The sequence below is a fragment of the Enterococcus sp. DIV1375a genome (assembly GCF_051712205.1).
Lineage (GTDB): Bacteria > Bacillota > Bacilli > Lactobacillales > Enterococcaceae > Enterococcus > Enterococcus faecalis.
This window is the reverse complement of record NZ_JBIOOM010000001.1, coordinates 1,097,744-1,123,821: the sequence shown is the minus strand read 5'-3', so window position 1 is coordinate 1,123,821 and position 26,078 is coordinate 1,097,744. Positions and strand designations below refer to the sequence as shown.

The window sequence follows — 26,078 nt, the reverse complement described above, 5'->3', positions numbered from 1 at the left end:
TTTATTTCGACTCCTTCGCTTCATAAAATGCAATTTGTTCTTTAATTGTTTGAGGTTGAACTTCAAACATATTTTTCAAGAAATCAGAAACTTTTTGTTTTGGCGCTTTATCCGCTTCTGCAATCGCTACTTTGATTTCTTCTTTTGTTTTTTCAATAATTTCTTCTTCTTTTGCTTCAGACCATAAGCCTTTATCTGTTAGATATTTACGGAAACGAGTCAATGGATCTTTTTGTACCCATTCGTCATCCATTTCTTTTGAACGGTAACGTGTTGGATCGTCTCCAGATAAAGTATGTGGACCATAACGATAAGTTAATGTTTCAATTAAAACTGGACCATTTCCTGCAGCTGACCAATCACGTGCTTCTTTTGCAATTGCGTAAACTGCTAATGGATCCATACCATCAACTTGAATACCAGGAATTCCTGCTGCAACAGCTTTTTGAGCTAAAGTTTTAGCCGCTGTTTGTTTTTCACGAGGTGTAGAAATCGCAAAACCATTGTTTTGGATAATGAAGACACCGTTTGCTTGGTAAGCACCAGCAAAGTTAATTGCTTCATAGAAGTCCCCTTGTGAAGAACCGCCGTCACCAGTATAAGTGAAGACAACATTTTCTTTTCCACGTTTTTTCAATCCTAAAGCAACACCAGCTGCTTGGATGTATTGAGCACCAATGATAATTTGTGGTGGTAATGCATTTAAATCTTCCGCGTAGTAGTTCCCTGCTACGTGACCACGAGACCATAAGAAAGCTTCTCTTAATGGTAAACCATGTTGTACTAATTGAGGTACATCACGGTAACCTGGTAGTAAGTAGTCTTCTTTTTCCATTGCAAATTGACTTGCCAATTGGCTTGCTTCTTGTCCAGCTGTTGGTGCGAAGAATCCTAAGCGTCCTTGACGGTTTAATGCAGTAGAACGTTGGTCTAACACACGAGACCAAACCATGCGTGTCATTAATTCAACTAATTCCTCATCCGATAAATCAGGTACTAAATCTTCATTCACAATTTTTCCATCTTGATCCAAGATTTGGAAAGTTGGGAAATCAGCGTCGACTTTAGCCATTAGCTCTTTAAAGTCAATAGGTTTTTGTTTCTTAGCCTTTGCCATTTTGTCACACAATCCTCTCTATTACGTTTCTTTAATTTCGATAAAAGTAAAACAGAGTGCGAAACTGTATTACTTTTTATCGACTACACTTAACAAATTATCACTAAATTCGAAAAAGCGCAAGAAAAAAACTCTAATTTCTTCATTTTTTCACAAAAGAGCAAAACCGCATGTTTTTGCGGTTTAGTGATAATTTTCACAAACAAGAAAACGGTTTCTGTTCCATGCTTCTTCTGTACTATTTTTCTCCTAACTGTTATATTCTATTTTGAAAATATTATATAACAGTTCTATTAATTCGAGCCCCCTCATCCCCGAGCTGGCTAGTAATCTGATTTCCGAACTTTGCGTTTTCATGAAAATTATCTTGAAAAAACCAAAAAATAAAAACCGTCAGCCGAGTAACCTACTCAGCATGCGGTTTTTTATTTTTTAGAGAACAAAGTTTTTTTCGTTAATTTTTATTTTTTTTGGCTCGTTTTTTTGCCAAATACTTTACCTTAGGTTTTATCACGAACATTCATTGCTTAAAATCACCAAATTTTCGCAAAACGAGTAATACAGCTTAGCAAATTCTCTTCTCTTTCAGTAGATTTTACTAAATCCATTCTTTGGTAATTTTAATATATAAACGTTTAGCTACTTCAACAGTTAACATGTACGCAATGATGATTCCAAAGAACCATGGCCAGTAGTTAGCCGGAAGTTTCACAAAGTCAAAAACCTCTCTTATAGGCGTTGCTACAATCAAGAAACCGAGTAAAATTGCGCCTAAACTACTTAACATCACAGGCATTGACGCACGACTTTGAATGAATGGTATTTTCCGCGTCCGGACCATATGAACAACTAACGTTTGACTAACAAGTCCCACCATAAACCAACCTGTTTGGAATAAATGTTGAGTTGCCAAACTATTGGCGCTAAACACAAACCACATGACAAGATACGTTAGAATATCGAAAATACTACTTACCGGGCCAATACATACCGTAAATTTCGCTAGTCCGTTCGTTTCCCACCGAACAGGGCTTAATAACTCTTCTTCATCGACATTATCCCAAGGAATTGTCAACTGAGCTACATCATAAATCAAATTTTGAATCAAGAGTTGTAAGGAAAGCATTGGTAGAAATGGTAAAAAAGCACTGGCTACTAAAATTGAAAAGACATTCCCAAAATTAGAACTGATGGTAATTTTAATATATTTCATCATATTGCTAAATACTTTTCGTCCTTCAATCACACCAGATTCCAGTACATTTAAACTTTTTTCCAGTAAAATAATCGAACTAGCATCTTTAGTAATATCAGCTGCAGTATCTACTGAAATGCCCACATCAGCTTTTCGTAATGCCGGTGCATCGTTAATGCCATCCCCCATAAAACCAACCGTATGACCTTTTGCTTGTAGCAATTCAATAATTTTAGATTTTTGCATCGGATTTAATTTGGCAAATAAATTAGTTTCTTCCACTTGCGCCCGCAACTCTTCATCTGTCATTGCTTCAATTTGAGAACCTAATAACACATGGGAAACTTCAATACCTACATCTTTACAGACTTTTTTGGCGACAATGTCATTATCGCCCGTTAGCACTTTCACGTTGACACCATGTTCATGCAAGGAGCGGATAGCGCTGACAGCTGACTCTTTTGCTGGATCAAGAAAACCCATAAACCCAATCAATGTCATCTCTTTTTCATCTTCAACTGAATAAACTGCTTCTTTATGGACATCTTTTTTTACAGCTACCGCTAACACACGCATCCCTTGTTTGTTCATTTGAACATTCACTCGGCGTAGTTCTTCTCGTACAGCAGTGCTTAATGGTACAATTTCGCCATTAATTTGCGCATGCGTGCACACTTCTTCCATTTCTTCCACGGCGCCTTTCGTAATCATCAATTGATGATCATCTGCATTCACGACAACCGTTAAGCGGCGTCTGGAAAAATCAAAAGGAATTTCATCAATTTTAGTGACATTTTTAAACGGCGTTTTCCATTGATGCTCTTCATAAAAATTAATAACGGCAATATCCATTAAATTTTTCCAACCTGTTTGATAAGAAGAATTTAAGTAGGCTAAATTTAGAACCTCGTCACTCAAATCACCTAATGGATTCAAATGTTGAACCAAAACTACACGATCTTCGGTAATCGTTCCAGTCTTATCTGTACAGAGCACATCCATACCACCCAAATTTTGGATAGCCGCTAATTCTTTAACAATGACTTTATGTTTCGATAAGGATAATGCACCCTTGGCTAAGTTACTCGTAACAATCATTGGCAACATTTCTGGTGTCAAACCAACTGCAACGGCAATCGCGAAGAAAAACGCTTCGCCCCAAGCACCTTTAGTTAAACCATTAATCAAGAAAACGATTGGAAACAAAATCATTACCATTCGTAATAAAAACTTACTGACTTTTGCTAAGCCTAAGTCAAAACTAGTTTTTCCTCGTTGTGTTGTAGCATTTTTAGCAATATCACCAAAAAATGTATGTTGCCCAGTTTTTAAAATAATCGCTTTTCCTTGTCCACTCAAGACATCTGTGCCCATAAACACTAGGTCTTGCATATCTAATGCAGAAACCTCTGTTTGTTGACGATCCACACCTGCATCCACAAATTTTTCGACAGGCATGGATTCGCCTGTTAGCGACGATTGATTAACGAATAAATCTTTGGTCCAAATCAACACGGCATCTGCAGGAATCATGTCTCCTGTAGCTAAAGTTACAATGTCTCCTGGAACAATTTCGTCCATTGGAATTTCTTTCGTAATTCCTTCCCGTGTCACTGCAGCGGTGTTTTCAATTAATTCTTTTAAATCCAAACTCGCTTTTTGAGAACGATACTCTTGTATAAAAGCAATCAAGACACTGGCTAAAATCATCACGCCCATCACGATAGCGGCTTCGAAATCTTTCGTTAAAGTTGAAACGACCATCAATAAGGCTAAGACATAGACAAATGGATCTTTGAATGCACTTAAAAATAAAATAATTGCTGGGGTTGGCTTTTGTGCAGAAACTTCGTTTGGTCCAAATTCCTCTAATCTTTTTTCGGCATCTTCATTCGAGAGTCCTTTTTCAGATGTCCGTAATTCCATCATTAATTCCCGTTCAGAAAGCAACGCCAATTTACGTAATTCTTGATCTTTGGTTGCTTTTCTCATATCCATTGTTTTTTTGTTCATCATTTTCTTTTCCTCCAAGGTTGTGGTCACCTGCCGAAAAGAGCGCTAAAATCTTCTCCTTTCGTTGGTGACTGTATTTTGTTTCTCTGTTCACTTCCAGGGTCTTCCATGACAGTCATCCTTTCTTTTTCTTATTTATACTTCCAGTGAATAATTGCTTTTTTGCCAAACACACAAAAAAGGACCTACTCAACAATAGAGTACGTCCCAAAATACCATCTTTAAATAAGATTCTCTATCGTTGAGCTTTAGCACTATAGGGCGTAGATAACATGTATCAGCTACATTATGAATAACCTTCACGATTATTCCTGTTCAACCAACTAAGGGTCTCTCGATCCTTTCGCGGCAGCAGCATTTGTCCAAATAGGAGCCTCACCTAACAATTATTCAGTTTTTATCCACTTCTTATAATAGAGGAGTTTGACATTCTTGTCAAAAGATTTATGACTTTTTTGTTATAAATAAAAAATAACTACTTTAAAATTTCCTTTATTTCTGCTTTTCGCTCAGGAATAAACCACATGACTAAAACAATCGTATCAATAATCAGGACAGCGATTGGCGCTACCAGTTTGCCCACAATCAACGCAATAATATTCAACACAATCGAAAGCGTTAATTTTGGATAGTGGCCAAACAAACGTTGTACTTCGGATTTGGGCCCATTTGCCTGAATCAATGCCCGCACCACTAGATAATAAGCAACATCAGCTCCTAATACTACTAAGCCATACAAAGCTTGTGGCGGCCAAGAAAACGGATGTTCACCCACCCAACCAGTAACAAACGGGAAAAACGTCAACGTCAAAATTAATAAATTATTCATCCAAAGGACACGTCCATCAATTTTACGGACACTTTGAAATAAATGATGATGATTGTTCCAATAAATCAATAAAGTAACAAAACTAATTAAATAAATAATGATTTTGTGTCCAGATTGAGTCAGAGCAGACCAATCTGCTTTTTCAGGAATTTTTAATTCTAAAATTAATAACGTTAAAATAATCGCAATGACTGCATCTGTAAATGCTTCTACACGTGTTTTCGGCATCATTTCCCCCTACTTTCATAAAAATTAAATAACTTACCCAAAGTAAGTATAACGCATTTCTGTAAAAATTCAATTATTTATGGAGTCTCTCGGTTGTTGAAGTTCCTAAAAACGAGTGCAAGCGCCCCACTTAAAAGTAAGCCTCTTGCACTCGTTATAGAACAAATCAGTTATTGGAATACGCCTGCCTGATAAGGTGCTAACTGCATCCGTTTCTTCACCGTAAAATCTTGATTCCCTAATAATTGTTGCCACTTTCTGCCTAGTAATTTATTCGGCAAGTCAAATTGGCACTTTTCTCCACTTAAATTGACAATCACTAACGCTGTTGCCTCAGTTGTTTTTCTTAAAAAAGCAAAAACAGACGGATGATTGGGCGCTAATAGTTCAAACTGTCCATCTGTAAAGACCGGATTGTCTTTCCGCAACGCAATTAACTTTTTATAATAATTCAACACGGATTGCGCATCCGTTTCTTGGTCAGCCACATTTATTTCTTTGAAATTGGGATGAATTGCTAACCACGGATGCCCCGAGGTGAATGAACTTGCCTCTTGACTCGTCCACTGCATAGGCGTACGCGAATGGTCCCGCGTCCAATGCGCCACTTCTTTTAATGCTTGTTTCGCATCGTAGCCACTTTCTATAAGCAAACGATAATGGTTATGAGAATCTTTAGCATCTAACTCGTCAATCTGTTGAAACGGATAATTAACCATGCCGATTTCCTGTCCTTGATAAATAAACGGTGTTCCTCGCAAGAGCAAGGCGATTGTTCCAATCGCCTTAGCAGAATGAGAGGTTTCATTGCCTAAAATTGAATTGATTCTGGGATTATCATGATTTTCTACATATAATGCATTCCAGCCTTCTGTCCCTAAATGCTTTTGCCAGCGAGCCATTACTTTTTTATAGCCTAAAATATTTAACCGTTCTTCTCCTGGCTTTCCTTCTCGAACATTGTGCTCTAATTCAAAAATCATATTCAGATAGCCCGCATCATTGGTCCATTCCACCGCTTTTTTACTTGAAACGCCACTAGCTTCCCCCACTGTCATGATGTCATACTCAGCAAAAATAGCTTTCAAATCCAGCATATAGTCTTCAATGCCTTTTACATTCATAAATGGAGCCCACGGATTCGTGGTAATTTTAAAATCCCAAGGTTCTTTTTGGATATGACTAATCGCATCCAATCGGAAACCATCAATTCCCAAATCTAACCACCAGCGAATCATCGCATAAATCTCTTCACGAACTTTAGGATTTTTCCAGTTCAAATCAGGTTGCTCTTTTGCAAACACATGAAAATATGCTTGCTTTGTACCCGCGTCATACGTCCAAGTCGAGCCACCAAAAAAGCTTTGCCATTCATTCGGCATACGATCTGGTGTCGCATCGGCCCATAAATAATACTCACGATACGGATTATCTAAACTTTTTTTCGCTTCAACAAACCACGGATGTTGATCACTTGTATGATTGACCACTAAATCAAGAATAATCTTCAAACCTAATTGATGCGCTTGGTCCAAAAGTTCTTGAAAATCTTCCATCGTACCAAATTCTGGCTGAATCCCTTGATAATCCGCAATATCATAACCATTGTCAACGTTTGGCGAAGTGTAAATGGGATTTAACCATAAAAAATCGACCCCTAGTTCTTTTAAATACGGTAATTTCTCAATAATTCCCTGCAAATCACCAATGCCATCCCCGTTGCTATCTTTAAAACTCCGAGGATAAATTTGATAACCGACAGCATTTTTCCACCATTGTTCCATCTTATTGACTCACTTTCACAACAAATGCTTGCCAAGGCGCTAACGAATAATCTGCTAAAGCAGTGACATCTGTCGGCATATTTTCAATCATTACTTGTTCTACATGAACGTCTGCAGAAAATGGCTGAACTTTGTCAGAAAAGTTCGTTACAACAAGCCAGCGTTCCTCACCATAGGTACGATAAAAACTGATCACTTCGTCCACTGTTTCTAGCAATTCAAAGTTGCCCCAAACAATTAAAGGATGTTCTTTTCTCAAACGAATCATTTCTTGGTACGTATAGAATAGTGAATTTTTATCTGCCAAAGCAGCAGCGACGTTAATCGTTTGATAATTGGGATTAACATCAATCCAAGGTGTACCAGTCGTAAAGCCCGCATTTTTTTCAGCGGTCCACTGCATAGGCCGGCGTGCATTGTCGCGACCTTTAGTATTAATTTTCAGCAAAATTTCTTCTTTAGAATATCCTTTTTCTAGATACTCATGGTACATGTTAATCGTTTCGATGTCCCGCGCTTCACGAATATCTGTAATCGGCGTATTGGTCATACCAATTTCTTCCCCTTGATAAATATAAGGTGTGCCTTTCATCATGTGCAGTAAAATAGCGAATAACTTACTACTTTCCAACCAATATTCCTGATCATTTCCCCAACGTGAAATCATTCTCGGTAAATCATGGTTATTCCAAAACAAAGAATTCCAGCCATCATTTCCTAATTCTGTTTGCCATTTTGCAAAAACCTGTTTCAACTTGGCAACTTCCATTGGCTGAAGGTCCCATTTTTCTTTACCTGGTTGTTGATCCAAGCTCATATGTTCAAACTGAAAAATCATAGATAATTCATGACGCTCTGGACTAGAGTACATTTTTGCAATCTCAGGTGTGGCCCCCCATGTTTCACCTACAGTTAACAGCTCTTTGCCACCAAATGTCGCGGCGTTCATTTCTTGTAAATAACGATGTAAATGAGGCCCATTCGCGGTGATCTCTTCTCCTGGAATTTTACCCACTAAGTCAATTACATCTAAACGGAAACCGCCAATTCCTTTATCAATCCAAAAATTCATCATCTCGTAAACCGACTGACGCATTTGTTGGTTTTCCCAATTTAAATCTGGTTGTTTTTTACTAAACAAATGCAAATAGTATTGCCCACTCGCTTCATCAAACGTCCACGCCGAACCCGAAAAGGCAGATTTCAATCGGTTAGGCACACCGCCATCTGAAGCAGGATCAGCCCATACATAATAGTCTCGGTAGGGGTTCTCCTTGCTTTTTTTCGCTTCAATAAACCAACGATGTTCATCTGACGTATGGTTAACCACTAAATCCATAATAATTTCAATCTTTCGCTTTTTCGCTTCCTCAATTAGACGATCCATATCCGCCATCGTCCCAAACTCTGTCATAATCGCTTCATAATCAGAAATGTCATAACCATTGTCATCATTGGGTGATTGATAAACTGGTGATAACCAAATAGCCCCAATGCCTAACGTTTCCAAATAATCCAATTTTTCAATAATTCCTGGTAAATCTCCAATGCCATCTCCATTGCTATCCTTAAAACTGCGAGGATAAATCTGATAAACCACGACTTCTTGCCACCAATGTTTTTCCATTCTTCTTCACATTCCTTTGCTTAATTATTATGCTTGATATAAAAGAAAACCTTTTGGTAAAACCATTATCTGTTCTGAAGCAGTTTCGATAGAAGAACTTAGCAAAACTTCTCGATCAGTTCTATCAACAAATTGTGTCTCTTGGCCAGTATTAAAAATCCCATAGATCGTTTGTTCATCCAAACGACAAGCGAGTCTAATCAACCCCGTTTCAAAAGAAGTTCCTGTCCAATCGATTGTTCCACCAGAAAAAACAGCCGCATACTTTTTGCGAAGGGCAATCAATGATTTTACAAATTCCTTCAAATCCAAATCTTGCTGATTTTCCTCCCAAACCATACAACGACGACAATCAGGATCCATATCACCTGTCATACCAATTTCATCACCATAGTAAAGACAAGGGACGCCTGGTTGAATATACGTAAACGCTAATACTTGGCGCATCAACTCTTTATCCTCTTTCGTTTCATGCAATAAGCGTGGTGTATCGTGGGAATCTAAAACATTAAACTGCATTTGATTCGTTTGTTGTCGATAGAGCATTAACTGGTTGTTCATTTCAGAAAGCATCTTTTCCAAGGACAGTTCTTGCTTGACAAAGTAGCCCATAATCGCATCTGTGTATGCATAATTCATCACTGCATGAAATTCGTCTCCTTGGAGCCAGCTTTGCGACGAGTGCCAAATTTCTCCTAAAATATAAAAATCTTTTTTTGCGTCATCACATGTTTGCCGGAATTTTTTCCAGAACGCATGATCCACTTCGTTTGCCACATCTAAACGCCAGGCGTCAATATCATATTCCTCAATCCAATAACGAGCAATTTCTAAAAGATAGGCTTGCACCTCTGGATTTGCTGTATTTAATTTAGGCATATGCGGAGTGAATGCAAAAGTATCATAAGTAATGTTGCTTGCTTCTTCAAAATCAGCACTTTCTTCATAGCTAGCTGGAAACTCATTTACGTGGAACCAATCGGCATAAATTGAGTCCTGGCCATTTTTTAACACATCTTGCCATTGAGGCGAAGCGTCCCCCATATGATTAAAAACGGCGTCCAACATAATCTTAATGCCCCGTCGATGACACTCTTCGACTAAACGCTTAAAGGTAGCGCCATCACCAAAAGCTGGGTCAATTTTTAAATAATCAATCGTATCATATTTGTGATTAGAAAACGCTTCAAAAATTGGGCAAAAATATAAGCCGTTAACACCTAAATCTTCAATGTAATCAAGATGATCTAGCACCCCTTGCAAATCCCCACCAAAAAAATCTTGTCGATCTGGTCTTTTAGATCCCCACGGCAACGTCCCTTCAGGATCATTGGCGGGATCACCATTTGCAAAACGCTCTGGAAATATTTGATACCAAACCGTTTCTTTGACCCATTCAGGTGCTTTAAAACGATCGATTTCATGAAAATACGGCATCCGAAAATAATTATTCGCCATCGCTAAATACTTTTCTTCTAAAGGATAAATGCCGTGTTCGCCATAAAACGCCGTCAAGCCATCCGTCCCTACTAAAGTAAAAGCATATGAAAGGCGTTTAAATTTTGCACTTAATGCAATAAACCAGTAATCATATAACTCCGTAGATACTAACTTCTTCATAGTTAACGACTGTTGGTACCACTTTTCTTTCCCTAAAAGATAAGGATCTCCTTGCACTAATTGGACAGAGGCAATGTCGCCTTTTGCCGTACGCAAACGAATATGCATTGTTTCTTCTGTATAAAGATAAGCAAATTCACTTTCTGGACGATGGTAGATTGCAGCAGTGTTCATTTAATTCTCTCCTTTAATTGTCGCTTTTCGTGTATTTTCTAATACTCGAACACATTTTAGCGCAAACGATTGCATTTGTATACCCTTTTTTATTTTTTTATTTAAAATGCTTAATTAGTGGTATACACCACTTTAAACAAACAGTATGTTATTTATAACAAAAAACTTTTTTAACTTTCTTGATGAAAAACACTTGATTATTTCCGCAATCGGTTGCATAATAAGACTTGTAAAAAATAATTTTTGGAGGGTTCAAAAATGAAAGCGAATTGGAAAAAGATTTTAATGGGCGGTATCCTTTTAAGTGCTTCCGCGGTTTTACTTACTGCCTGTGGTGGCGCAGAAAAAACGAAAGCTGAAAATGAAAGCGGTTCAGCAAATAAAGCAGCTGGTGACGTAAAATTATGGGTTGATACTGAATATATGGGCGTCTTTAAAAAAGTTGTCGCCGATTTTGAAAAAGAAAACCCCGATATTAAAGTTAACTTAACTGCTGGAAATTCGGCAGATGCTAAAAAAGACATTGCAAAAGATCCTAAAGCTGCCGCAGATGTTTTCATGATGCCGCATGATCAAATTGGTCAAATGGCAGAAGCTGGTCTGATTTACCCTAACACAAAATATGAAAAAGAAGTCAAAGAAAATAATATTGACTCGGCAGTCGCAGGGGTCACTTGGAAAGACAAAGTCTATGCCTACCCTTATGCCGTAGAGTCACAAGTTCTTTATTATAACAAAGATACGTATTCTCCAGAGGAAATCAAAACTTGGAAGTCTTTAACTGAAAAAGGCAAAATCGGTACCAATTTTGGCGAAGATGGCGCAAATTATATCTTCGGTCCTCTATTTATGAGTAACGGCGATTACTTATATGGTGAAAATGGCGAAGATCCAAAAGGTACCAACTTTAACAACCAACAAGGTATAGAAGTATTACAATGGATTGCCGATCAAAAAAATAATCCTGGTGTGATCCAATCAAATACAGAAGCATTGTCTAATCTAGGTTCTGGCAAAACGGATGCCTTCCTTTCTGGTCCTTGGTCTAAAAACGATGTAGAAAAAGCTCTTGGCGACAAAATGGGGGCTGCTGCCTATCCAACCATTGATTTTGGCAATGGAGAAAAACAAATGAAAGCTTTCTTGGGCGTTCGTAGTTTTGCTGTCAACCAACAAACACAAGCACCATTGGCCGCAATGACATTAGCAAACTATTTAACAAGTGAAAAATCACAAATGACTTACTTCAAAGAAATCGGTTTTGTCCCTTCAAACAAAAAATTACAAACAAACGAAGAAATTACACAAGATACTGTTGCAAAAGCTATCTTAGAAATGGCGCAACCAACCCACTCTGTGGTAATGCCAAAAATCCCAGAAATCGTTTCATTCTGGCCTGCGATGGATGCAGTGATCAATGATACGTACAAAGGCAATATCAAACCTGCGGATTATCAAGCAAAATTAGATAAATTAGTCCAAGACACATCAAAAGAAGCAAAAGAATAAAAAGAGTAAAGAAATGGGACGAGCTTCAATCTGCTGTCCCATTTCCTCTATCTTTTTTATTTAAGTAGAAAGTGAGTGAACGAAGATGTTCAAGAAAAAGAAAGCCCAGACGTCATTTCGAGAGGTCTTTAAAAAAGGCGACTTCGCTACAAAACTATCTTTTTTAGTTATGGGTGCTGCAAACTTCGCCAACAAGCAGTGGTTAAAGGGAATCATCTTTTTAACAGCTGAAATTGGCTTTATCTATTGGTTAATCCGTAATGGTTTCCATGCATTAATGATGCTAGGAACACTAGGGACCCAACAGCAAGGATTAGTATATGATGATTCTTTAGGGATTGAAGTTCTAAAAGAAGGCGATAATTCAATGCTCTTATTATTATTCGGAATTGCAGCAATTTTAGTCTGTTTATCGCTAATCATTTTATATGTAATCAATTTAAAAAGCGCCCGTCACCTATATGAATTAAAGACAGCCGGCAAAAAAATTCCAACAACTATGGATGATTTACGTAGCTTGTTAAACGAACGTTTCCATGCAACTTTAATGACGATCCCCTTACTAGGCGTTCTTTTCTTTACCATCTTGCCGTTGTTATATATGATTTCAATTGCCTTTACCAACTACGACCATAACCATTTGCCACCGAAAAACCTTTTTACTTGGGTTGGATTGGCAAATCTAGGCAATGTAATCACAGGCGATATGGCTTCAACGTTCTTTCCAGTACTTGGCTGGACCTTGATTTGGGCTGTTTTTGCAACCGCAACTTGTTTCTTTTTTGGAATCATTTTAGCCTTGCTTATCAATACAAAAGGCTTAAAATATAAAGCATTTTGGCGGACCATTTTTGTTATCACGATGGCCGTACCTCCGTTTGTTTCACTTTTAATTATGCGAAACCTCTTAAATGGTTCCGGACCTATCAATGCTCTGTTGTTAAACTGGGGCTTAATCGATTCTTCTATCCCCTTCTTAACAGATCCGAATTGGGCAAAATTAACCATTATTGTTGTCAATATGTGGATTGGTATTCCTGCTACGATGTTAATCTCTACAGGGATTATCCAAAATCTCCCTGAAGATCAAATCGAAGCTGCTAGAATTGACGGCGCCAATAAATGGCAAATTTTTAAAAGTATTACGTTTCCACAAATTCTATTTGTGATGACCCCGGCGCTAATTCAACAGTTTATTGGCAACATCAATAACTTCAATGTCATTTATCTATTAACAGGTGGCGGGCCAGCCAATTCTAACTTCTACGGTGCAGGCTCAACTGACCTTTTAGTTACCTGGTTATACAAATTGACTGTCGATACAATGGATTACAATTTAGCCTCTGTGATTGGTATTTTAATCTTCATTCTCTCCGCAGTCTTCAGTTTAATTGCCTATACACGGACGAATTCATTTAAGGAGGCGTAACTTATGGCTAAAGCAAAAAGTTACCAGAAAAAACAACGCACTGCACTTACCAGCGTTTACATCATTCTAACCATTTTAGCAGTTTTTTGGATGTTCCCCATTGTGTGGATTATCTTAACAAGTTTTCGTGGCGAAGGCGGTGCATTTGTTCCCTATATCATTCCCAAAACATTCACTTTAGAAAATTATAAAGTATTATTAACAAATCAGACTGGCAACTTCCCCTTTGTCCGTTGGTTTTTGAACACCTTGTTCGTCTCCATCGCAAGCTGTCTGTTATCAACTTTCATTACAATCGCAATGGCTTATGCGCTGTCACGGTTGCGTTTCCGCTTAAGAAAACCATTTTTAAAAGTGGCGCTCGTTTTAAATATGTTCCCTGGTTTTATGAGCATGATTGCCGTTTACTATATTTTAAAAGCCTTAAATTTAACTGAAAGTTTATTCGCTTTAATTCTGGTTTACTCTGCAGGCTCGGCGCTAGGTTTTTACATCGCCAAAGGGTTCTTCGATACCATTCCGATGGCTTTAGACGAATCGGCTATGATTGACGGTGCCAACAAGTGGCAAATTTTCACAAAAATTACGTTGCCATTGTCGAAACCAATTATTGTCTATACTTCTTTAACCGCCTTCATGGGCCCTTGGATGGATTTTATTTTCGCAAAAGTTATTATGGGTGATAAAGTTGAAAATTACACCGTTGCGATTGGTCTCTTTTCGATGATGACCAAATCAACAGCCAATTCACTATTCATGGCTTTTACAGCAGGATGTGTGCTGATTGCCATTCCAATTACTATTTTATTTATATTAATGCAACGTTTCTATGTAGAAGGCGTGACTTCTGGCTCTGTCAAAGGCTAGAAAAAACATCGTTTGGTTTATAGCCAAACGATGTTTTTTATTTTTTGGCGTTGTTTTCCTTACACGTTTTTCTTCGTAGCGCTTGATAATTGGACAAAATTTTCATGACCGCCAAAAAGTGTTGATTGACCTCTTGATAATCCTCTAAGGAAAGAACACTAAGCGTTTCAGATAGTTGCTGTTTTACTTGATTTTCTTTTTGCTTAAAGAGCTTCTCGCCTTCTTTTGTCGTATAAACATTAACCACGCGGCGATTTTCTTGATTATGGCGACGTTGAACAATCGCTCGTTCTTCTAACCCCGCAATAGAGCGACTCACTTGAACTTTCGACGTTCCTACTTGGTTGGCTAACTCCGTCATACTAATTCCTTCATTTGTTGCCACAATTAATAAAATTAACATGTCTAACTTGGTTAATTTTAGATCCTCCAAGTCTAGGTCTTTAAAAAGCAATTGGCTCATATATGAAAAAATTTCAGTAAAGACACTAATATCTAAATTTGATGAATGCTTCTCTTTATCCATATGTTCTCCCTCGTTTCCCACCTAGTGTATACTAAATTCACTTGATTATCAAATGGTAATGATTGATTTTTGTTAACTATTATGTTACGTTATACACTAACTTAAGGTTGTATTGTTGATAAATTGGAAGAAGGATGCGAAAAATATGCTAGAACTCAAAGAGATAAAAAAATATTATACTGTCGGCGGAACGACCACTAAAGCTTTAGATGGCGTCTCTGTCGCTTTTCGAAAACAAGAATTTGTAGCCATTCTGGGTCCCAGCGGCTCTGGTAAAACGACGATGTTGAATGTGATTAGCGGATTGGACAATTACGATTCTGGTGACTTAATCATTAACGGCAAATCAACAAAAAATTTTAAAGAAGCCGACTGGGATGCTTATCGGAATAACTCAATTGGTTTTATTTTTCAAAGTTACAACTTAATTAGTCATCAAGGGATTTTGGATAATGTCGAGCTTGGTATGACACTGAGTGGTATTTCAAAAGCAGAAAGACGCCAAAAAGCCGAAGATGCACTCATCCGTGTCGGTTTGAAGGACCATATCCATAAAAAACCTTCCCAATTATCTGGCGGTCAAATGCAACGGGTTGCCATTGCTCGCGCTTTAGCTAATGATCCCGATATTTTACTTTGTGATGAACCAACTGGTGCATTGGATTCAGAAACCAGTCTGCAAATTATGGCACTTATCCAAGAACTTTCGAAAGAAAAATTAGTTATTATGGTGACCCACAATCCTGAATTAGCTCACGAATACGCTGATCGAATTATTGAATTTTCAGATGGCCAAATTCGTCATGACTCGCGTCCTCATATTGAACATGAAAAAAAAGAACCTTTCGAATTGAAACGCACCAAAATGAAATTCACGACTGCGCTGCGTTTATCTTTTAATAATATCCGCACTAAAAAAGGGCGAACTTTTTTAACCGCCTTTGCTTCAAGTATCGGAATTATCAGTATTGCGATTGTCCTTTCTCTTTCAACAGGATTCCAGAAACAAATTGATAAAACTCAGTCGGAAACGTTAGCGCAATTTCCGATTACCATTTCTAAAATAGCGACCGATCAAGATCCAGAAAGTTTCAATAATCAGGACAAAAAAGGCACCTTCCCGAAAGAAAAAGAAGTGACTGCTAAAATTAGCGATGCGGACCGTGCGCAACACACGAATTTAATTGATCAAAAGTTTATTGACTATGTCAATCACATTGATCCTGAATTAAGTAATAATATCGGCTATACTCGTCTAGTCAATATGAACTTATTAAGAGAAATCAACGGGAAAGCACAAGCTGTCAAATTTTCAAACGATGCACCCGACGGCCAATCAAACGCGATGGCTTCTATGATGGCTGCCCAAACTGGTGTCGGCGTTTCTGCTTTTCCTAAACAACTAGAAAATGGAAAAAACAATTTCTTAAAAGACAATTACTCGTTGCTTGAAGGAAATTATCCAGAAAAAGAAACCGATGTCGTTTTAATCGTCGATAGTAACAATACCACCAATATTAATGCTTTAAAAAATCTTGGCTTTGACGTGAAAGATAATCAAAAGATTGCCTTTTCAGACATTGTTGGCACAAAAATGAAATTAGCCAATAATAATGCATTTTACACCAAATTACCGACAGGCAACTTCATTCCTAACCAAGATTTGCAAGCTGTTTACGATAACCCAGAAAATACTGAATTAACAATTTCAGGGATTTTGCGAATTAAAGATTCTTCAACAATGAATCTATTAGCACCTGGAATTGCTTATAGCGATGCACTTTCAACTAATATGATTGCCAAAAACAAAACCTCTGACATTGTTAAAGCGCAAGAAGCCAGCAACACTAACGTTATGACTAACGAAACATTAGATGCTTCCGCGAAAGAAAACCTGTTGTCTTATTTAGGAGCGAACGAAATCCCTTCAAGTATTATGATTTATCCAAACGATTTCAAATCAAAAGATAAAATTCTTGATTATTTAGATGCTTATAACAAAGGAAAAGATAAAAAAGACCAAATCATCTATTCTGATTTAGCTGGAACAATGACCCGCTTAACAGGTGGTTTAATGGATGCCATCACCTATGTGCTGATTGCATTTGCTGGGATTTCCCTTGTTACAAGTATGATTATGATTGGGATTATCACCTATACTTCTGTCATTGAGCGGACCAAAGAAATCGGTATCCTGAAAGCGTTAGGAGCTCGTAAAAAAGATATTACCCGGGTGTTCGATGCCGAAACTGCTATTTTAGGCGTTGCCTCTGGTATTCTTGGTGTTGTGATTGCCTTTCTCGCAACATTTCCGATCAATGCAGTGCTCTATAACCTGACTGATTTAGAAAATGTTGCCACCTTAAATCCAATTCACGGGATTATTTTGATTGTAATTAGCACAATCTTAACCATGATTGGTGGCCATATCCCTGCCCGAATGGCAGCGAAAAAAGATGCGGCAGTTGCTTTACGTGCAGAATAAATAACAAAAAATAATCCTTTAATTTCTCTTAAAGGATTATTTTTTGTTTGTAATTTTTATAAAACCACCGTATACTAAATGATTGTGAATGCTTAATAAAAAGAAACGAGGTAATTTCATGTTAAAAAAACCATTTTTACTATTTTTTTCACTTTTAGGAGCTATTTTTATTTTAGCTAGTTGTGGCATAGGAAAAGATGCTGTCACAGATACTAAGTACAAAGTTAGTTTGCAGCAAGCTGCTGAAATCTATGAAAAAGAAGCTGGCAACAGCAAACCATTAGTAAATGTCCAATTTGATACAGAACCAGCAAGTGACTACAGCTATATCTTTACTAACGATACAGAAACACTTTACGTGAATCCTGAAACAGGAAAAGTCACCAAAAATACTGAAGCAAATCAACTTGGCGAAAACGAGACAGCCTTTTCAGCTGCTGAAGTCAAAGAATTAGGCGCTGTTAACGACGTTTTAGCCAAAGCAAAAAAAGAAGTTGGAGGACTTTCTCCACGTATTTTGACTTGGAAGTTAACCAAAAATAACAATAAACTTGTTTATACAGTAGATGTTAAAACAACTACGGCAGATGAAAAAGTTACCTTAGATGCCAATAAATAAGCACGAGCGTATAACTTATCACGAAATAACCAAATCTTAAAATACTCTTTGGGACAGAACCTACGCATTCGGAAACCTTAACATTTTCTGAAGCCGATCGTTCTGTCCCAATTTCATTCTTTTAAGTAATAATAATTGTTCGTTACCCCTGCTACCGTTATACTTAGTTTAAAAGAAAAGATGGGAGTATCAATTCATGGTTTATACAGTTGATTTTAAAGAAGTAGCCACTATTGGTTTAGAAAGTTCACCAGTGGCACCTGCCCTTGCTGGACTAAGAGCGAATGAAGCTCGCTATTTTTGGAATAAATACAAACATCGCTTTACGACCGTCCCTGCCTCTGAAGCTCCAGAAACATTGGCCTGGATTGAAAAAATTTTATTAGAACGAGAATTACATTTCCCTTACAAGCCACTTGAAATTTCTTCTTTCACTTTAGATGGCATAAAAATGGCCTATGTATTTTATGAAAACGGCTTAGCAGTTAACGTGATGTACACATTAGCTGAGGAAGGCAAACGCGCCGTTGGGTTTAAACTTTCAGATGGTATGGCAATCCCTGCAGAATTTGAAGGAAAATTCAAATTTGCTCGTCAAAAATCAAAATTAGCTGGAACCATTCGCGGCTCTTATTTTGTCATTAAAGGAACCTATTAAAAAAATGCTTTTGCCCTTATTATTAAAGGCAAAAGCATTTTTTTATTTTAATTCTTCAATATAGTTAAATACTTGTTGTCCAGCAATACCGCCTTCACCGACCGCTGTCGTGATTTGACGCAATGTTTTTTCACGGACATCACCAATGGCATAAACACCAGGAATTTTTGTTCTCATTTCTTGGTCTGTTTCAATCCAACCAGCCTCATTCGTAATACCAGCTTTTTTAAATGGTTCTGTTAATGGATCTAGCCCCACGTAAATGAACACGCCGTTTGCTTCAATTTCAGAAACTTCATCTGTTTTGACATTCCGTGCTTTCACACCTGTCACGACCATTTCATTGCCAACAATTTCTTCGACAACTGTATCCCAAACAAAGGAAATCTTTTCATTTGCAAAGGCACGATCTTGAATGATTTTTTGCGCACGCAATTCATCACGACGATGAACAATCACTACTTCAGAAGCAAATTGCGTTAAATAGATTGCTTCTTCAACTGCAGAATCGCCGCCGCCAACGACTACTAAGCGTTTATTTTTAAAGAAAGCACCATCACAAACGGCACAATAAGAAACACCACGGCCAGCAAATTCTTCTTCGCCTTTTACACCCAATTTTCGGTGTTCACAGCCTGTTGCAATAATTACCGCTTTAGCTTCATAAGATTTGTCATCACAAATCACTTCTTTATAGGATCCGTGGTCTTCAATGCCCATCACAATACCATACGCATTTTCCGTACCAAATTTTTCTACATTTTCATACATTTTATAGGCCAATTCTGGACCCATAATAGAATCAAAGCCTGGGTAATTCTCTACCTCAGCAGTGTTGTTCATTTGCCCACCAGGCGCACCGCGTTCAATCATCAATACAGAAAGATTGGACCGTGATGCATAAAGTGCTGCCGTCATCCCAGCAGGACCGGCACCAATGATAATTACATCATACATTTTATTTCCCCCAAAATTTTAAGTAAGTTTACTTTACTCCTTAAACAATTTCTTGTCTACTTTTCTGCCCTTTTTTGACATTCGGAGTAGGTGTGTCTATTACGTAAGTTATTGTACCACGGTTTTGTGTTTTCTAGGAGGGGGAATGAAGATTAATTTAGCTATTGTATTTAAACCAGAATTCTTCAATTTTTTCTTTGAATGCTATCGTTGGATAATTCCCTCTTAAATCAAAAGTGTGTCTATCACCATCACTAAATTTCATTTGATAATTATAAATAACCTCACTTTCCATTTGTCTGAAAAGTCCTACATCAATGACCTCCGACCAACCACGCACTATTAGAAATCCCTTTTCATGATATGACAAACCTTGACTGTCCATTCTATATAAAATGCCACCATATTTTCTGATATACTTAGTCTCATTAATCCCAGTTTCGATTATCAAAAAAGCAAACATACATATTAATTTAAGTAAGGATAAAGCACTGATTAGTATAGCCACTACTTTTAAAAAAACAAAAAAAATTATATTACTTGTCACTGGATTTTTATAGAGTGGAAAGTAAAACCATACCAAGCAACTAAGTGTGACAAAAATAACACCTAGTCCTATACCAATTTTTTTGTACCCATCTGCCTTAGTCAGTCTCACTTCAAATATCTCTTCCTCATTTATAAGCAAACTCAAACTTTTCTCTCCTCTTTCCTTACGAGAAAACTCTAATCAGTTCAAAACTATTTAATACCAATCATCAAATCAGTGTATACCTTATTATCTATTACTTGCGGACAATAGAAAATTGGTGAAACAATTGTCAAATCTTCCTGAACAACTATAGTGATTAACTCTTCTAATGCTTTAGAGAATTCAGATAACTTATCGCCTTTTGCTCTAGTTGCTAACATATTGTTCACCTGAAAATAAGATTGGAAACGATATTCAGCTGGAAGATTCTCTTGGCATTCTTCATTGACAGGTAAAAAAACTTGAATCAGCAATTCTTCTTCACGAATGTCAGAATTCATTGAATAGAAAAAGCTGTCTGATAAAGAATAATCTGCTTCAAAAATTGTTTCCAAAGCATCTTCTAAACAACGACCCATCTCCTCTGAAGTCGTTACATAATAACGACTGATGACATTTTGATAATGTAATGATTGTTTATAGCCAATTGTTTTTCTCATTTTTTCACCTACTCTTTTGTTGGGATTAAAACATCTACCCAATATTCATCATAAACTAAGGTCATTACCAACAATAATTTATCATCAAATTCAATCTTTTGTTCCAGCAAGTAATCCGTCATTTCCTCAATATTAGCGCCAAGTTCATCATCAAAAGGAATTCTTTTACGAACTAGATGATCATAATGAATATTTTCTACAGTAAAAATCTCGCCACTTTCAACTGGCTCATTCACAGGAATATAAAATTTATACGTTTGTTCTTCTTCACTTAATTCAGTTGGTTTTAGTTCAATCATTGTTGGTCCATTTTTATAAAAACCTTCTTCATAAGTTAATTCTTCTGATTGTAAAATTAAATCCACTAATTGATCTGTTGTTGCTCGTTTTTCAATATACACTAAATTGTTCATTTCCAATGAAACTTTTTCAATCATCTTTTTCCCTCTTTTCATTAAATTAATTTCCTAAAATCGATCTATTTTTAAATTTTTCAATACCTACCAATTCCTTTGATTGAATCTTTGAAGGCTGGTTTTAAGCCTCCTTGCGTGCTTGGAGTCAAGTAAAGTCTTTGCCTTTTCTCATATCGTTATCAATGCCAGTTAATTTATCAAACTTACTCAACCATTTCCCGGCTTTTTTGATGACTAAAGTGCCGTCTGACATTCGTTTAATTCTGGAAGAAATATAGTTATTTTTTGGTTCTCTTGTTCTTCATCATTTCAATTGAATTCCCATATACAGATGTATTTTCATTTTTTTCTGATTCTTTTTTCCAATATTGTAATATTCTTGGTATTTGAAAAGTTAAAGCAAATTGCAAGGCTGATACCATTACTACCAATGCTAAATAAAAAAGATTAATATTATCCAATGCAGTAGAAGCCATGGCACCTATTATAGCTAAAATGGATAAACAATTGATATAATAGTTTGCATACTTATCTCTGATATCAAAATTATTATTTTTTAGGGAGAGATACACTAATATACTATTGATGATTATCCCTAATATCCAAAGTAATAAAACCATTAATTCACCAACAATAAATTTTTCAACAGGATTACTTAGTAAGATCGAGAAATATGATACTGTGAGAAGTAGCAACATTACCAATGAGATATACGGAATTATTACTATATACTTTTGTTTTTGATTACTTTTAAATACGACTGTACCCGTTACTATTAATACAACAAAAAATATAAGTATCCCTAATTGAACATTAGCAAAAATTATTGTATGACGATTATATATTTTTTCTTTATTTCCTGACCAATAAGTTAACAAAAAAATTGTGATAAACACTATATAACAAACCAACATTGACGAAAAAGACTTTATAGTATATTTCTTTTTGCTATTTTTTTCATAAAATTTTGGTATAAAATTAGATATTATTTGAACCATCCAGATACTCCTTTTATCATAGAGTTAACTCCTGATTTTATATTTTTTGTTATATTCATTTGTTTATCAGCCCAGTTTAAACCTTGGCTAACTATTATCCCTGCCCCCACAACAGCCCAAACTGGTGCAAATGTAGCTACACCCGCCGATACAGCTCCTATCGCCGCCGTTGTCACTGCTACTTTCCCGACATCCACCAATGCACCACCCACTTTACTTGCGGTAATTTCTTGCCCTTTCAATCCGTCTTTTCTGGCCTGTTTTTCACTCTTGCTTATTCCTTGCACAACCTCCACAGCACCTGCCGCTATGTTTAATCCGGGAATAATTTTTCCTGCACCTTTTGCATTAATTAATGCTTTGGCATCTTTCACAACACCGTTAACGCCAAAAGATAATCCTTTCTTTAACGATTTCCCCATTGATTTTAGAGTTCCCTTTGCGACCCCTTTAATACTTGCTTTACTAAAAGCTTCACCAGATTCTCTTAGAATAGACTTCTTATCTACTAAATCTAATTTGCCTAATAATTTATCTCCTAGTTTAGTAAATTCCTTTGCGGTCCCCGATGCAGTGATACTTAATGACCGATGACCTTTTGGCACATAATCATCAATATCTGCTAATTGATCTAATTTTTTTAGCCAGCCTTTTGCTCGTCTCATTACCAATTTTCCATTTGGCAGACGTTTGATACGACTAGAAATGTATAATTTTTTCATATGGTTCATATATTTTTTTCCTGAAACAACGCCTTTTGCTATCGCATGATTAATTAATTTATCTAGTTCGTCTAACTTTTCTTCTGTTAAATTACCATCCATAGCCATTAAAATTGGATGGTCTTTTTCAAAAGCAAGTCTATCTTTTTCTTCTTCCTGGACTTTTTTATGCGCTTCTTTTATTTCATTTTTAAATGTTTTATCCGTAAATATTTCCAATGATTTGGGATTGCTATAGCTTAATCCTCCGACGTTCGTGATTTGGCTGGATTGTTGGGCTAGTTTGTCTTTGACAGCACTGCCTGCTTTGCGTCCGTTAAAAGTGTCCATGCCTTTCAGCGTTTCCGTCAAAATTTTCTTAGCCTCTTCCATTTTTTTATTAAATTGATTGGATGGTGCGGAAATAGGGACGATATGTGCTACAGAACTGTAGATGTTGCTAATTTTCTTATCTAATTTCGCAAAATTTGATAACGGTGTTGAAAATTTTCCTTTTGCTTCATTTAAGGCATCTGTATCAATGATGGCTGATTCACTATTTTCCTTCACACTAGCTTTAAAATCACTAATTGTTTTTTCCATTTCTTGTGCTATTGTATGTAAAAGATCATAATAATTGGTTAGCATCGGTAGTTGGTAATTACCAATTTCACCATTAATAGCTGTTTTGACTTTTCCAGATAAAGCATCACTTCCTTGGACTGTTTTCCAATCGCTTTTGGCACGATTGATTTCTGCTTGTAGTTTATTTCTGGAAGAAGTAATTTTGTTTTTAGCTTCCATTACTTCACGCATATTAATTTTCATTTGCCCACCTCCTCATTAGACATACGTACACGAATATTTTTCATCTTGCACCAATTGTTTTCTCAAAACTTCAAAAGTAAACTTTTCCTCATATGCATTAGTAGGCCCTTCTGAAATAACTCGTTTTACCATGACCGAGTTAAAATAAATTGGCTCCACCTCTGCTTGTAATCCAAATGGCCATAAAGTTCCTACGTAATCAATCATCATTTGCGTTTCTGGAATGGTTAATTTTCTCCCTTGAACAGAAACAAATAAACCTAATTCATCTGTAGTAAAAAGCGCTTTAACATCTTCGGTTAATAATTCTTCATCTAATTCGACAATGGTTCCAATTGGATAGATTTCTGTAAAAATTGTATCAACGAAACCCATAAATCGTTTAAATTGTGGCACGGTCAATACAACTTGTTTTTTTAACCAAGCAAAAGTGACTCTTTCCTCTTCATAATCAAAACTAATATGAATAATCGCGCCAATTCTTGGTTTATGTTCATAACTTGTGGTTTGATTGAGGAAACTTTGATAAATATTTTGAGCTAATTGGGGTTGACCGCCCAAAATTAAACCGAGTTCGTTTATGGTGTCCTTTGTTATTTCTCCAGTCAGGTTACTACTTTCTATAGTAGCCACCCACAACTCCTTTTGTTGTTGATTCATTTTTCTTCACTCCTTATTGACTAATTTTCATAGTAGCAGCTCCCGCTTTATCATCATTGGCTTTATTTTTTCCGGCAGCAATCATTTTATTGGTGCTTCCTTTTGCAAATTCTTTGTAACTTTCTAGAGAAGAATTGATTTGCTCTATCATTGTTTTGAATTCTGTAAAAGGTCGCGCATTTGTTTGAGAAAAAGATACAGTTTTCATTTTGCCAATTCCTGAAATTGTGCTGTTTGCTTTATTGACAGATTGCATCCATTCCGATAAATTTACACCGCTTTTCATTATTTTTTTCACTCCTTTATTAAGAATCCAAACTCATTGCTATTGATAATAGTGCCGAAATTTGTGAATTTAATGAACTGATTGTCATGGCTTCACGTTGCGCTTCTTCTTGTAAGTTAGACAATTTCCGTTGAAATGTTTGTAAATTTTCTTGATTTTTTGTGGCATATTTTGATAAATCACTATCTACTTTTCTAACTTTTTCATTATACTTATTCCGTCGTGTGCCTTTAAAATTACTTCCAGAAATACTCTTTAACTGACTAGAAACGGTTGATTTCAATTGATGAATACTAAGAATCTCTCGACTTAATTCACGAATTGCTTTTTCTAATTCTCGAATTTTCTGATCAATTTGATTTTTGTTGGCTTGTGCCGTGTTGACCTGACTACTTAAATGACTGGCTTCAGCACGCTTTCCGGCTGCCAGTGCTCTTTTTTGCGCTTTTATTGCTTCATCACTCATGAGGTTCCTCCTTTACCGAATCCCTAAAATCGTTGAAATCACTTGAGCCAATACACCACTAGCGGTATTTAAAAATAGATTAGACGTAAAAATTTTCCGATTCATTTTAATGATTGTCTCAAATTGTTTTGCGTCTTTTTCTTCAACAGCTTTTAGCACTTGCCTGTTGACTTGTTTTGTTTCGTCTTCATTTTTCAATGAAGTGATGACTGCTTTAAAATTAGCTTCAAGTACCGGCCAATCATAAACAGATTGTTCATTTTTTTGATGATTCTGGTTGCCAAATGTCGAATGATGAATAGTACTATCTGTGATATCCCCAACAGTAGTTGACGAATGTTCTTCATGATTATTCGAATGCATTGTATTGCCTTGTTGAATCCCTGTGTTTAGGTTGGCCTGGTTGCCATGAATCACATGGTGATTTCCTTGAATAATTTTTTGTTCCGCAATATTGATTTCTGAATACACATTTTTGTGATTGAATGCTGCTTCAACTGCATTACGGACTTTGTTTAAAAATTCAGCATCTTGAAAATAAAGGGAGTAATTATCTCCAGAATTTAGTTGAAAGATTAAATATTCTTTATTACTTTGATGTCTTTGATAAACCATATAGATATACAATCCTGTCAATCCCATAATAATTAAACTAATCCAACGTAATCCTTCAAACCGAATAGTTCCAAAAGCTAAAACAAAAATGCTTATCGCCATCACAGGAATTCTCATCCGCTTAGTTCCAGCATATATTCTGGAAATGTTACTTAATTGTAAAGTTAGATGATCAAACCTTAAAATGTTATCTTTGATAATAAAATGATTTGTTTCAATTTCTTCTTCGCTCTTTTTCATATCAATTAATTTTGACAATTCATTATTCATAATTCCACTC

General features: G+C 36.4%; 23 protein-coding genes and 1 riboswitch. Of the genes, 6 read left to right on the top strand and 17 right to left on the bottom strand.

Going from position 1 to position 26,078, the window contains the following annotated elements; translation table 11 throughout:
• Position 1: 1 nt before the first annotated feature.
• The 6 genes from pdhA to IGJ63_RS05500 form a co-directional block, all read right to left on the bottom strand.
• Positions 2–1,117 carry a pyruvate dehydrogenase (acetyl-transferring) E1 component subunit alpha gene (pdhA, locus tag IGJ63_RS05525; RefSeq protein ID WP_002357768.1) on the bottom strand — a complete coding sequence of 372 codons (1,116 nt, stop codon included), beginning with the start codon at positions 1,115–1,117 and terminating at the stop codon, positions 2–4.
• A 598-nt stretch (positions 1,118–1,715) separates the two neighbouring features.
• Positions 1,716–4,328: a magnesium-translocating P-type ATPase gene (mgtA, locus tag IGJ63_RS05520; RefSeq protein WP_002388982.1), complete on the bottom strand. Its 2,613-nt coding sequence runs from the start codon at positions 4,326–4,328 to the stop codon at positions 1,716–1,718.
• 223 nt (positions 4,329–4,551) lie between these two features.
• Positions 4,552–4,719, bottom strand: a riboswitch (M-box (ykoK) riboswitch).
• A gap of 81 nt (positions 4,720–4,800) precedes the next feature.
• Positions 4,801–5,382, bottom strand: a complete 582-nt coding sequence (locus IGJ63_RS05515; RefSeq protein ID WP_002392546.1) for a TMEM175 family protein — start codon at positions 5,380–5,382, stop codon at positions 4,801–4,803.
• A 170-nt stretch (positions 5,383–5,552) separates the two neighbouring features.
• The gene (locus IGJ63_RS05510) at positions 5,553–7,166 is read right to left on the bottom strand and encodes a glycoside hydrolase family 13 protein (RefSeq protein WP_002361733.1); all 1,614 of its coding nucleotides are present in this window, start codon (positions 7,164–7,166) and stop codon (positions 5,553–5,555) included.
• A 1-nt stretch (position 7,167) separates the two neighbouring features.
• Positions 7,168–8,793 (bottom strand): glycoside hydrolase family 13 protein, encoded by a 1,626-nt coding sequence (locus IGJ63_RS05505; RefSeq protein WP_016617272.1) that lies wholly within the window; start codon positions 8,791–8,793, stop codon positions 7,168–7,170.
• A 27-nt stretch (positions 8,794–8,820) separates the two neighbouring features.
• On the bottom strand, positions 8,821–10,587 hold the full coding sequence (locus IGJ63_RS05500) for a glycoside hydrolase family 13 protein (protein ID WP_284955104.1): 1,767 nt from the start codon (positions 10,585–10,587) through the stop codon (positions 8,821–8,823).
• A gap of 258 nt (positions 10,588–10,845) precedes the next feature.
• On the opposite strand from IGJ63_RS05500, the gene IGJ63_RS05495 reads away from it, so the two are divergent.
• The 3 genes from IGJ63_RS05495 (at position 10,846) to IGJ63_RS05485 (ending at position 14,392) form a co-directional block, all read left to right on the top strand.
• Positions 10,846–12,096, top strand: coding sequence for an extracellular solute-binding protein (locus IGJ63_RS05495; RefSeq protein WP_002395113.1), 1,251 nt, complete (start codon positions 10,846–10,848; stop codon positions 12,094–12,096).
• An 85-nt stretch (positions 12,097–12,181) separates the two neighbouring features.
• A complete protein-coding gene (locus IGJ63_RS05490; RefSeq protein WP_002357775.1) occupies positions 12,182–13,525 on the top strand; it encodes a carbohydrate ABC transporter permease in 1,344 nt (447 codons plus the stop codon).
• Between the two features lie 3 nt (positions 13,526–13,528).
• Entirely contained in the window at positions 13,529–14,392 is an 864-nt protein-coding gene (locus IGJ63_RS05485; RefSeq protein ID WP_002360454.1) for a sugar ABC transporter permease, read from the top strand.
• Between the two features lie 37 nt (positions 14,393–14,429).
• Here IGJ63_RS05485 and IGJ63_RS05480 read toward each other — a convergent pair whose 3' ends face one another.
• Positions 14,430–14,939: a MarR family winged helix-turn-helix transcriptional regulator gene (locus IGJ63_RS05480; RefSeq protein ID WP_002365578.1), complete on the bottom strand. Its 510-nt coding sequence runs from the start codon at positions 14,937–14,939 to the stop codon at positions 14,430–14,432.
• Between the two features lie 124 nt (positions 14,940–15,063).
• Between IGJ63_RS05480 and IGJ63_RS05475 the strand changes: the two genes are divergently transcribed.
• The 3 genes from IGJ63_RS05475 (at position 15,064) to IGJ63_RS05465 (ending at position 18,680) form a co-directional block, all read left to right on the top strand.
• A complete protein-coding gene (locus IGJ63_RS05475) occupies positions 15,064–17,403 on the top strand; it encodes an ABC transporter ATP-binding protein/permease (protein WP_438746063.1) in 2,340 nt (779 codons plus the stop codon).
• A 118-nt stretch (positions 17,404–17,521) separates the two neighbouring features.
• A complete protein-coding gene (gene camE, locus IGJ63_RS05470) occupies positions 17,522–18,022 on the top strand; it encodes a plasmid sex pheromone cAM373 precursor (RefSeq protein WP_002358931.1) in 501 nt (166 codons plus the stop codon).
• Positions 18,023–18,218: 196 nt separating this feature from the next.
• A complete protein-coding gene (locus tag IGJ63_RS05465; RefSeq protein ID WP_002355960.1) occupies positions 18,219–18,680 on the top strand; it encodes a hypothetical protein in 462 nt (153 codons plus the stop codon).
• 42 nt (positions 18,681–18,722) lie between these two features.
• On the opposite strand, the gene trxB is transcribed toward IGJ63_RS05465, so the two are convergent.
• From trxB to IGJ63_RS05415, 10 genes are all read right to left on the bottom strand, one after another.
• Complete coding sequence (trxB, locus tag IGJ63_RS05460) at positions 18,723–19,637, bottom strand: thioredoxin-disulfide reductase (RefSeq protein WP_002357780.1); 915 nt, start codon at positions 19,635–19,637, stop codon at positions 18,723–18,725.
• 157 nt (positions 19,638–19,794) lie between these two features.
• Positions 19,795–20,331, bottom strand: coding sequence for a hypothetical protein (locus IGJ63_RS05455; protein ID WP_010826928.1), 537 nt, complete (start codon positions 20,329–20,331; stop codon positions 19,795–19,797).
• 47 nt (positions 20,332–20,378) lie between these two features.
• Entirely contained in the window at positions 20,379–20,828 is a 450-nt protein-coding gene (locus IGJ63_RS05450) for a DUF5085 family protein (protein WP_002357782.1), read from the bottom strand.
• A gap of 8 nt (positions 20,829–20,836) precedes the next feature.
• Entirely contained in the window at positions 20,837–21,283 is a 447-nt protein-coding gene (locus tag IGJ63_RS05445) for a hypothetical protein (protein WP_002357783.1), read from the bottom strand.
• Positions 21,284–21,522: 239 nt separating this feature from the next.
• Positions 21,523–22,242, bottom strand: a complete 720-nt coding sequence (locus tag IGJ63_RS05440) for a hypothetical protein (protein WP_002361726.1) — start codon at positions 22,240–22,242, stop codon at positions 21,523–21,525.
• Positions 22,230–23,771 (bottom strand): T7SS effector LXG polymorphic toxin, encoded by a 1,542-nt coding sequence (locus tag IGJ63_RS05435; protein WP_101731721.1) that lies wholly within the window; start codon positions 23,769–23,771, stop codon positions 22,230–22,232. Before IGJ63_RS05435 ends, IGJ63_RS05440 begins: the two co-directional genes overlap by 13 nt.
• 15 nt (positions 23,772–23,786) lie before the next feature.
• Positions 23,787–24,431 carry a DUF4176 domain-containing protein gene (locus tag IGJ63_RS05430; protein WP_002407018.1) on the bottom strand — a complete coding sequence of 215 codons (645 nt, stop codon included), beginning with the start codon at positions 24,429–24,431 and terminating at the stop codon, positions 23,787–23,789.
• 13 nt (positions 24,432–24,444) lie between these two features.
• On the bottom strand, positions 24,445–24,717 hold the full coding sequence (locus IGJ63_RS05425; protein WP_002407019.1) for a hypothetical protein: 273 nt from the start codon (positions 24,715–24,717) through the stop codon (positions 24,445–24,447).
• A gap of 19 nt (positions 24,718–24,736) precedes the next feature.
• Positions 24,737–25,183, bottom strand: coding sequence for a YwqH-like family protein (locus IGJ63_RS05420; RefSeq protein WP_002361714.1), 447 nt, complete (start codon positions 25,181–25,183; stop codon positions 24,737–24,739).
• Between the two features lie 12 nt (positions 25,184–25,195).
• A complete protein-coding gene (locus tag IGJ63_RS05415; protein WP_002407020.1) occupies positions 25,196–26,068 on the bottom strand; it encodes a DUF6232 family protein in 873 nt (290 codons plus the stop codon).
• Positions 26,069–26,078: the final 10 nt, after the last annotated feature.

Excerpts from the sequence above, each read along its gene's own strand:
- camE (WP_002358931.1), top strand. The coding sequence starts at position 17,522 with ATGTTAAAAAAACCATTTTTACTATTTTTTTCACTTTTAGGAGCTATT.
- IGJ63_RS05495 (WP_002395113.1), top strand. The coding sequence starts at position 10,846 with ATGAAAGCGAATTGGAAAAAGATTTTAATGGGCGGTATCCTTTTAAGT.
- IGJ63_RS05510 (WP_002361733.1), bottom strand. The coding sequence starts at position 7,166 with ATGGAACAATGGTGGAAAAATGCTGTCGGTTATCAAATTTATCCTCGG.
- IGJ63_RS05425 (WP_002407019.1), bottom strand. The coding sequence starts at position 24,717 with ATGAAAAGCGGTGTAAATTTATCGGAATGGATGCAATCTGTCAATAAA.
- IGJ63_RS05435 (WP_101731721.1), bottom strand. The coding sequence starts at position 23,771 with ATGAAAATTAATATGCGTGAAGTAATGGAAGCTAAAAACAAAATTACT.
- IGJ63_RS05465 (WP_002355960.1), top strand. The coding sequence starts at position 18,219 with ATGGTTTATACAGTTGATTTTAAAGAAGTAGCCACTATTGGTTTAGAA.
- IGJ63_RS05450 (WP_002357782.1), bottom strand. The coding sequence starts at position 20,828 with ATGAGAAAAACAATTGGCTATAAACAATCATTACATTATCAAAATGTC.
- IGJ63_RS05485 (WP_002360454.1), top strand. The coding sequence starts at position 13,529 with ATGGCTAAAGCAAAAAGTTACCAGAAAAAACAACGCACTGCACTTACC.
- IGJ63_RS05500 (WP_284955104.1), bottom strand. The coding sequence starts at position 10,587 with ATGAACACTGCTGCAATCTACCATCGTCCAGAAAGTGAATTTGCTTAT.
- trxB (WP_002357780.1), bottom strand. The coding sequence starts at position 19,637 with ATGTATGATGTAATTATCATTGGTGCCGGTCCTGCTGGGATGACGGCA.
- pdhA (WP_002357768.1), bottom strand. The coding sequence starts at position 1,117 with ATGGCAAAGGCTAAGAAACAAAAACCTATTGACTTTAAAGAGCTAATG.
- IGJ63_RS05440 (WP_002361726.1), bottom strand. The coding sequence starts at position 22,242 with ATGGTTCAAATAATATCTAATTTTATACCAAAATTTTATGAAAAAAAT.
- IGJ63_RS05415 (WP_002407020.1), bottom strand. The coding sequence starts at position 26,068 with ATGAATAATGAATTGTCAAAATTAATTGATATGAAAAAGAGCGAAGAA.
- IGJ63_RS05475 (WP_438746063.1), top strand. The coding sequence starts at position 15,064 with ATGCTAGAACTCAAAGAGATAAAAAAATATTATACTGTCGGCGGAACG.
- mgtA (WP_002388982.1), bottom strand. The coding sequence starts at position 4,328 with ATGATGAACAAAAAAACAATGGATATGAGAAAAGCAACCAAAGATCAA.
- IGJ63_RS05490 (WP_002357775.1), top strand. The coding sequence starts at position 12,182 with ATGTTCAAGAAAAAGAAAGCCCAGACGTCATTTCGAGAGGTCTTTAAA.
- IGJ63_RS05430 (WP_002407018.1), bottom strand. The coding sequence starts at position 24,431 with ATGAATCAACAACAAAAGGAGTTGTGGGTGGCTACTATAGAAAGTAGT.
- IGJ63_RS05445 (WP_002357783.1), bottom strand. The coding sequence starts at position 21,283 with ATGAAAAGAGGGAAAAAGATGATTGAAAAAGTTTCATTGGAAATGAAC.
- IGJ63_RS05505 (WP_016617272.1), bottom strand. The coding sequence starts at position 8,793 with ATGGAAAAACATTGGTGGCAAGAAGTCGTGGTTTATCAGATTTATCCT.
- IGJ63_RS05515 (WP_002392546.1), bottom strand. The coding sequence starts at position 5,382 with ATGCCGAAAACACGTGTAGAAGCATTTACAGATGCAGTCATTGCGATT.
- IGJ63_RS05420 (WP_002361714.1), bottom strand. The coding sequence starts at position 25,183 with ATGAGTGATGAAGCAATAAAAGCGCAAAAAAGAGCACTGGCAGCCGGA.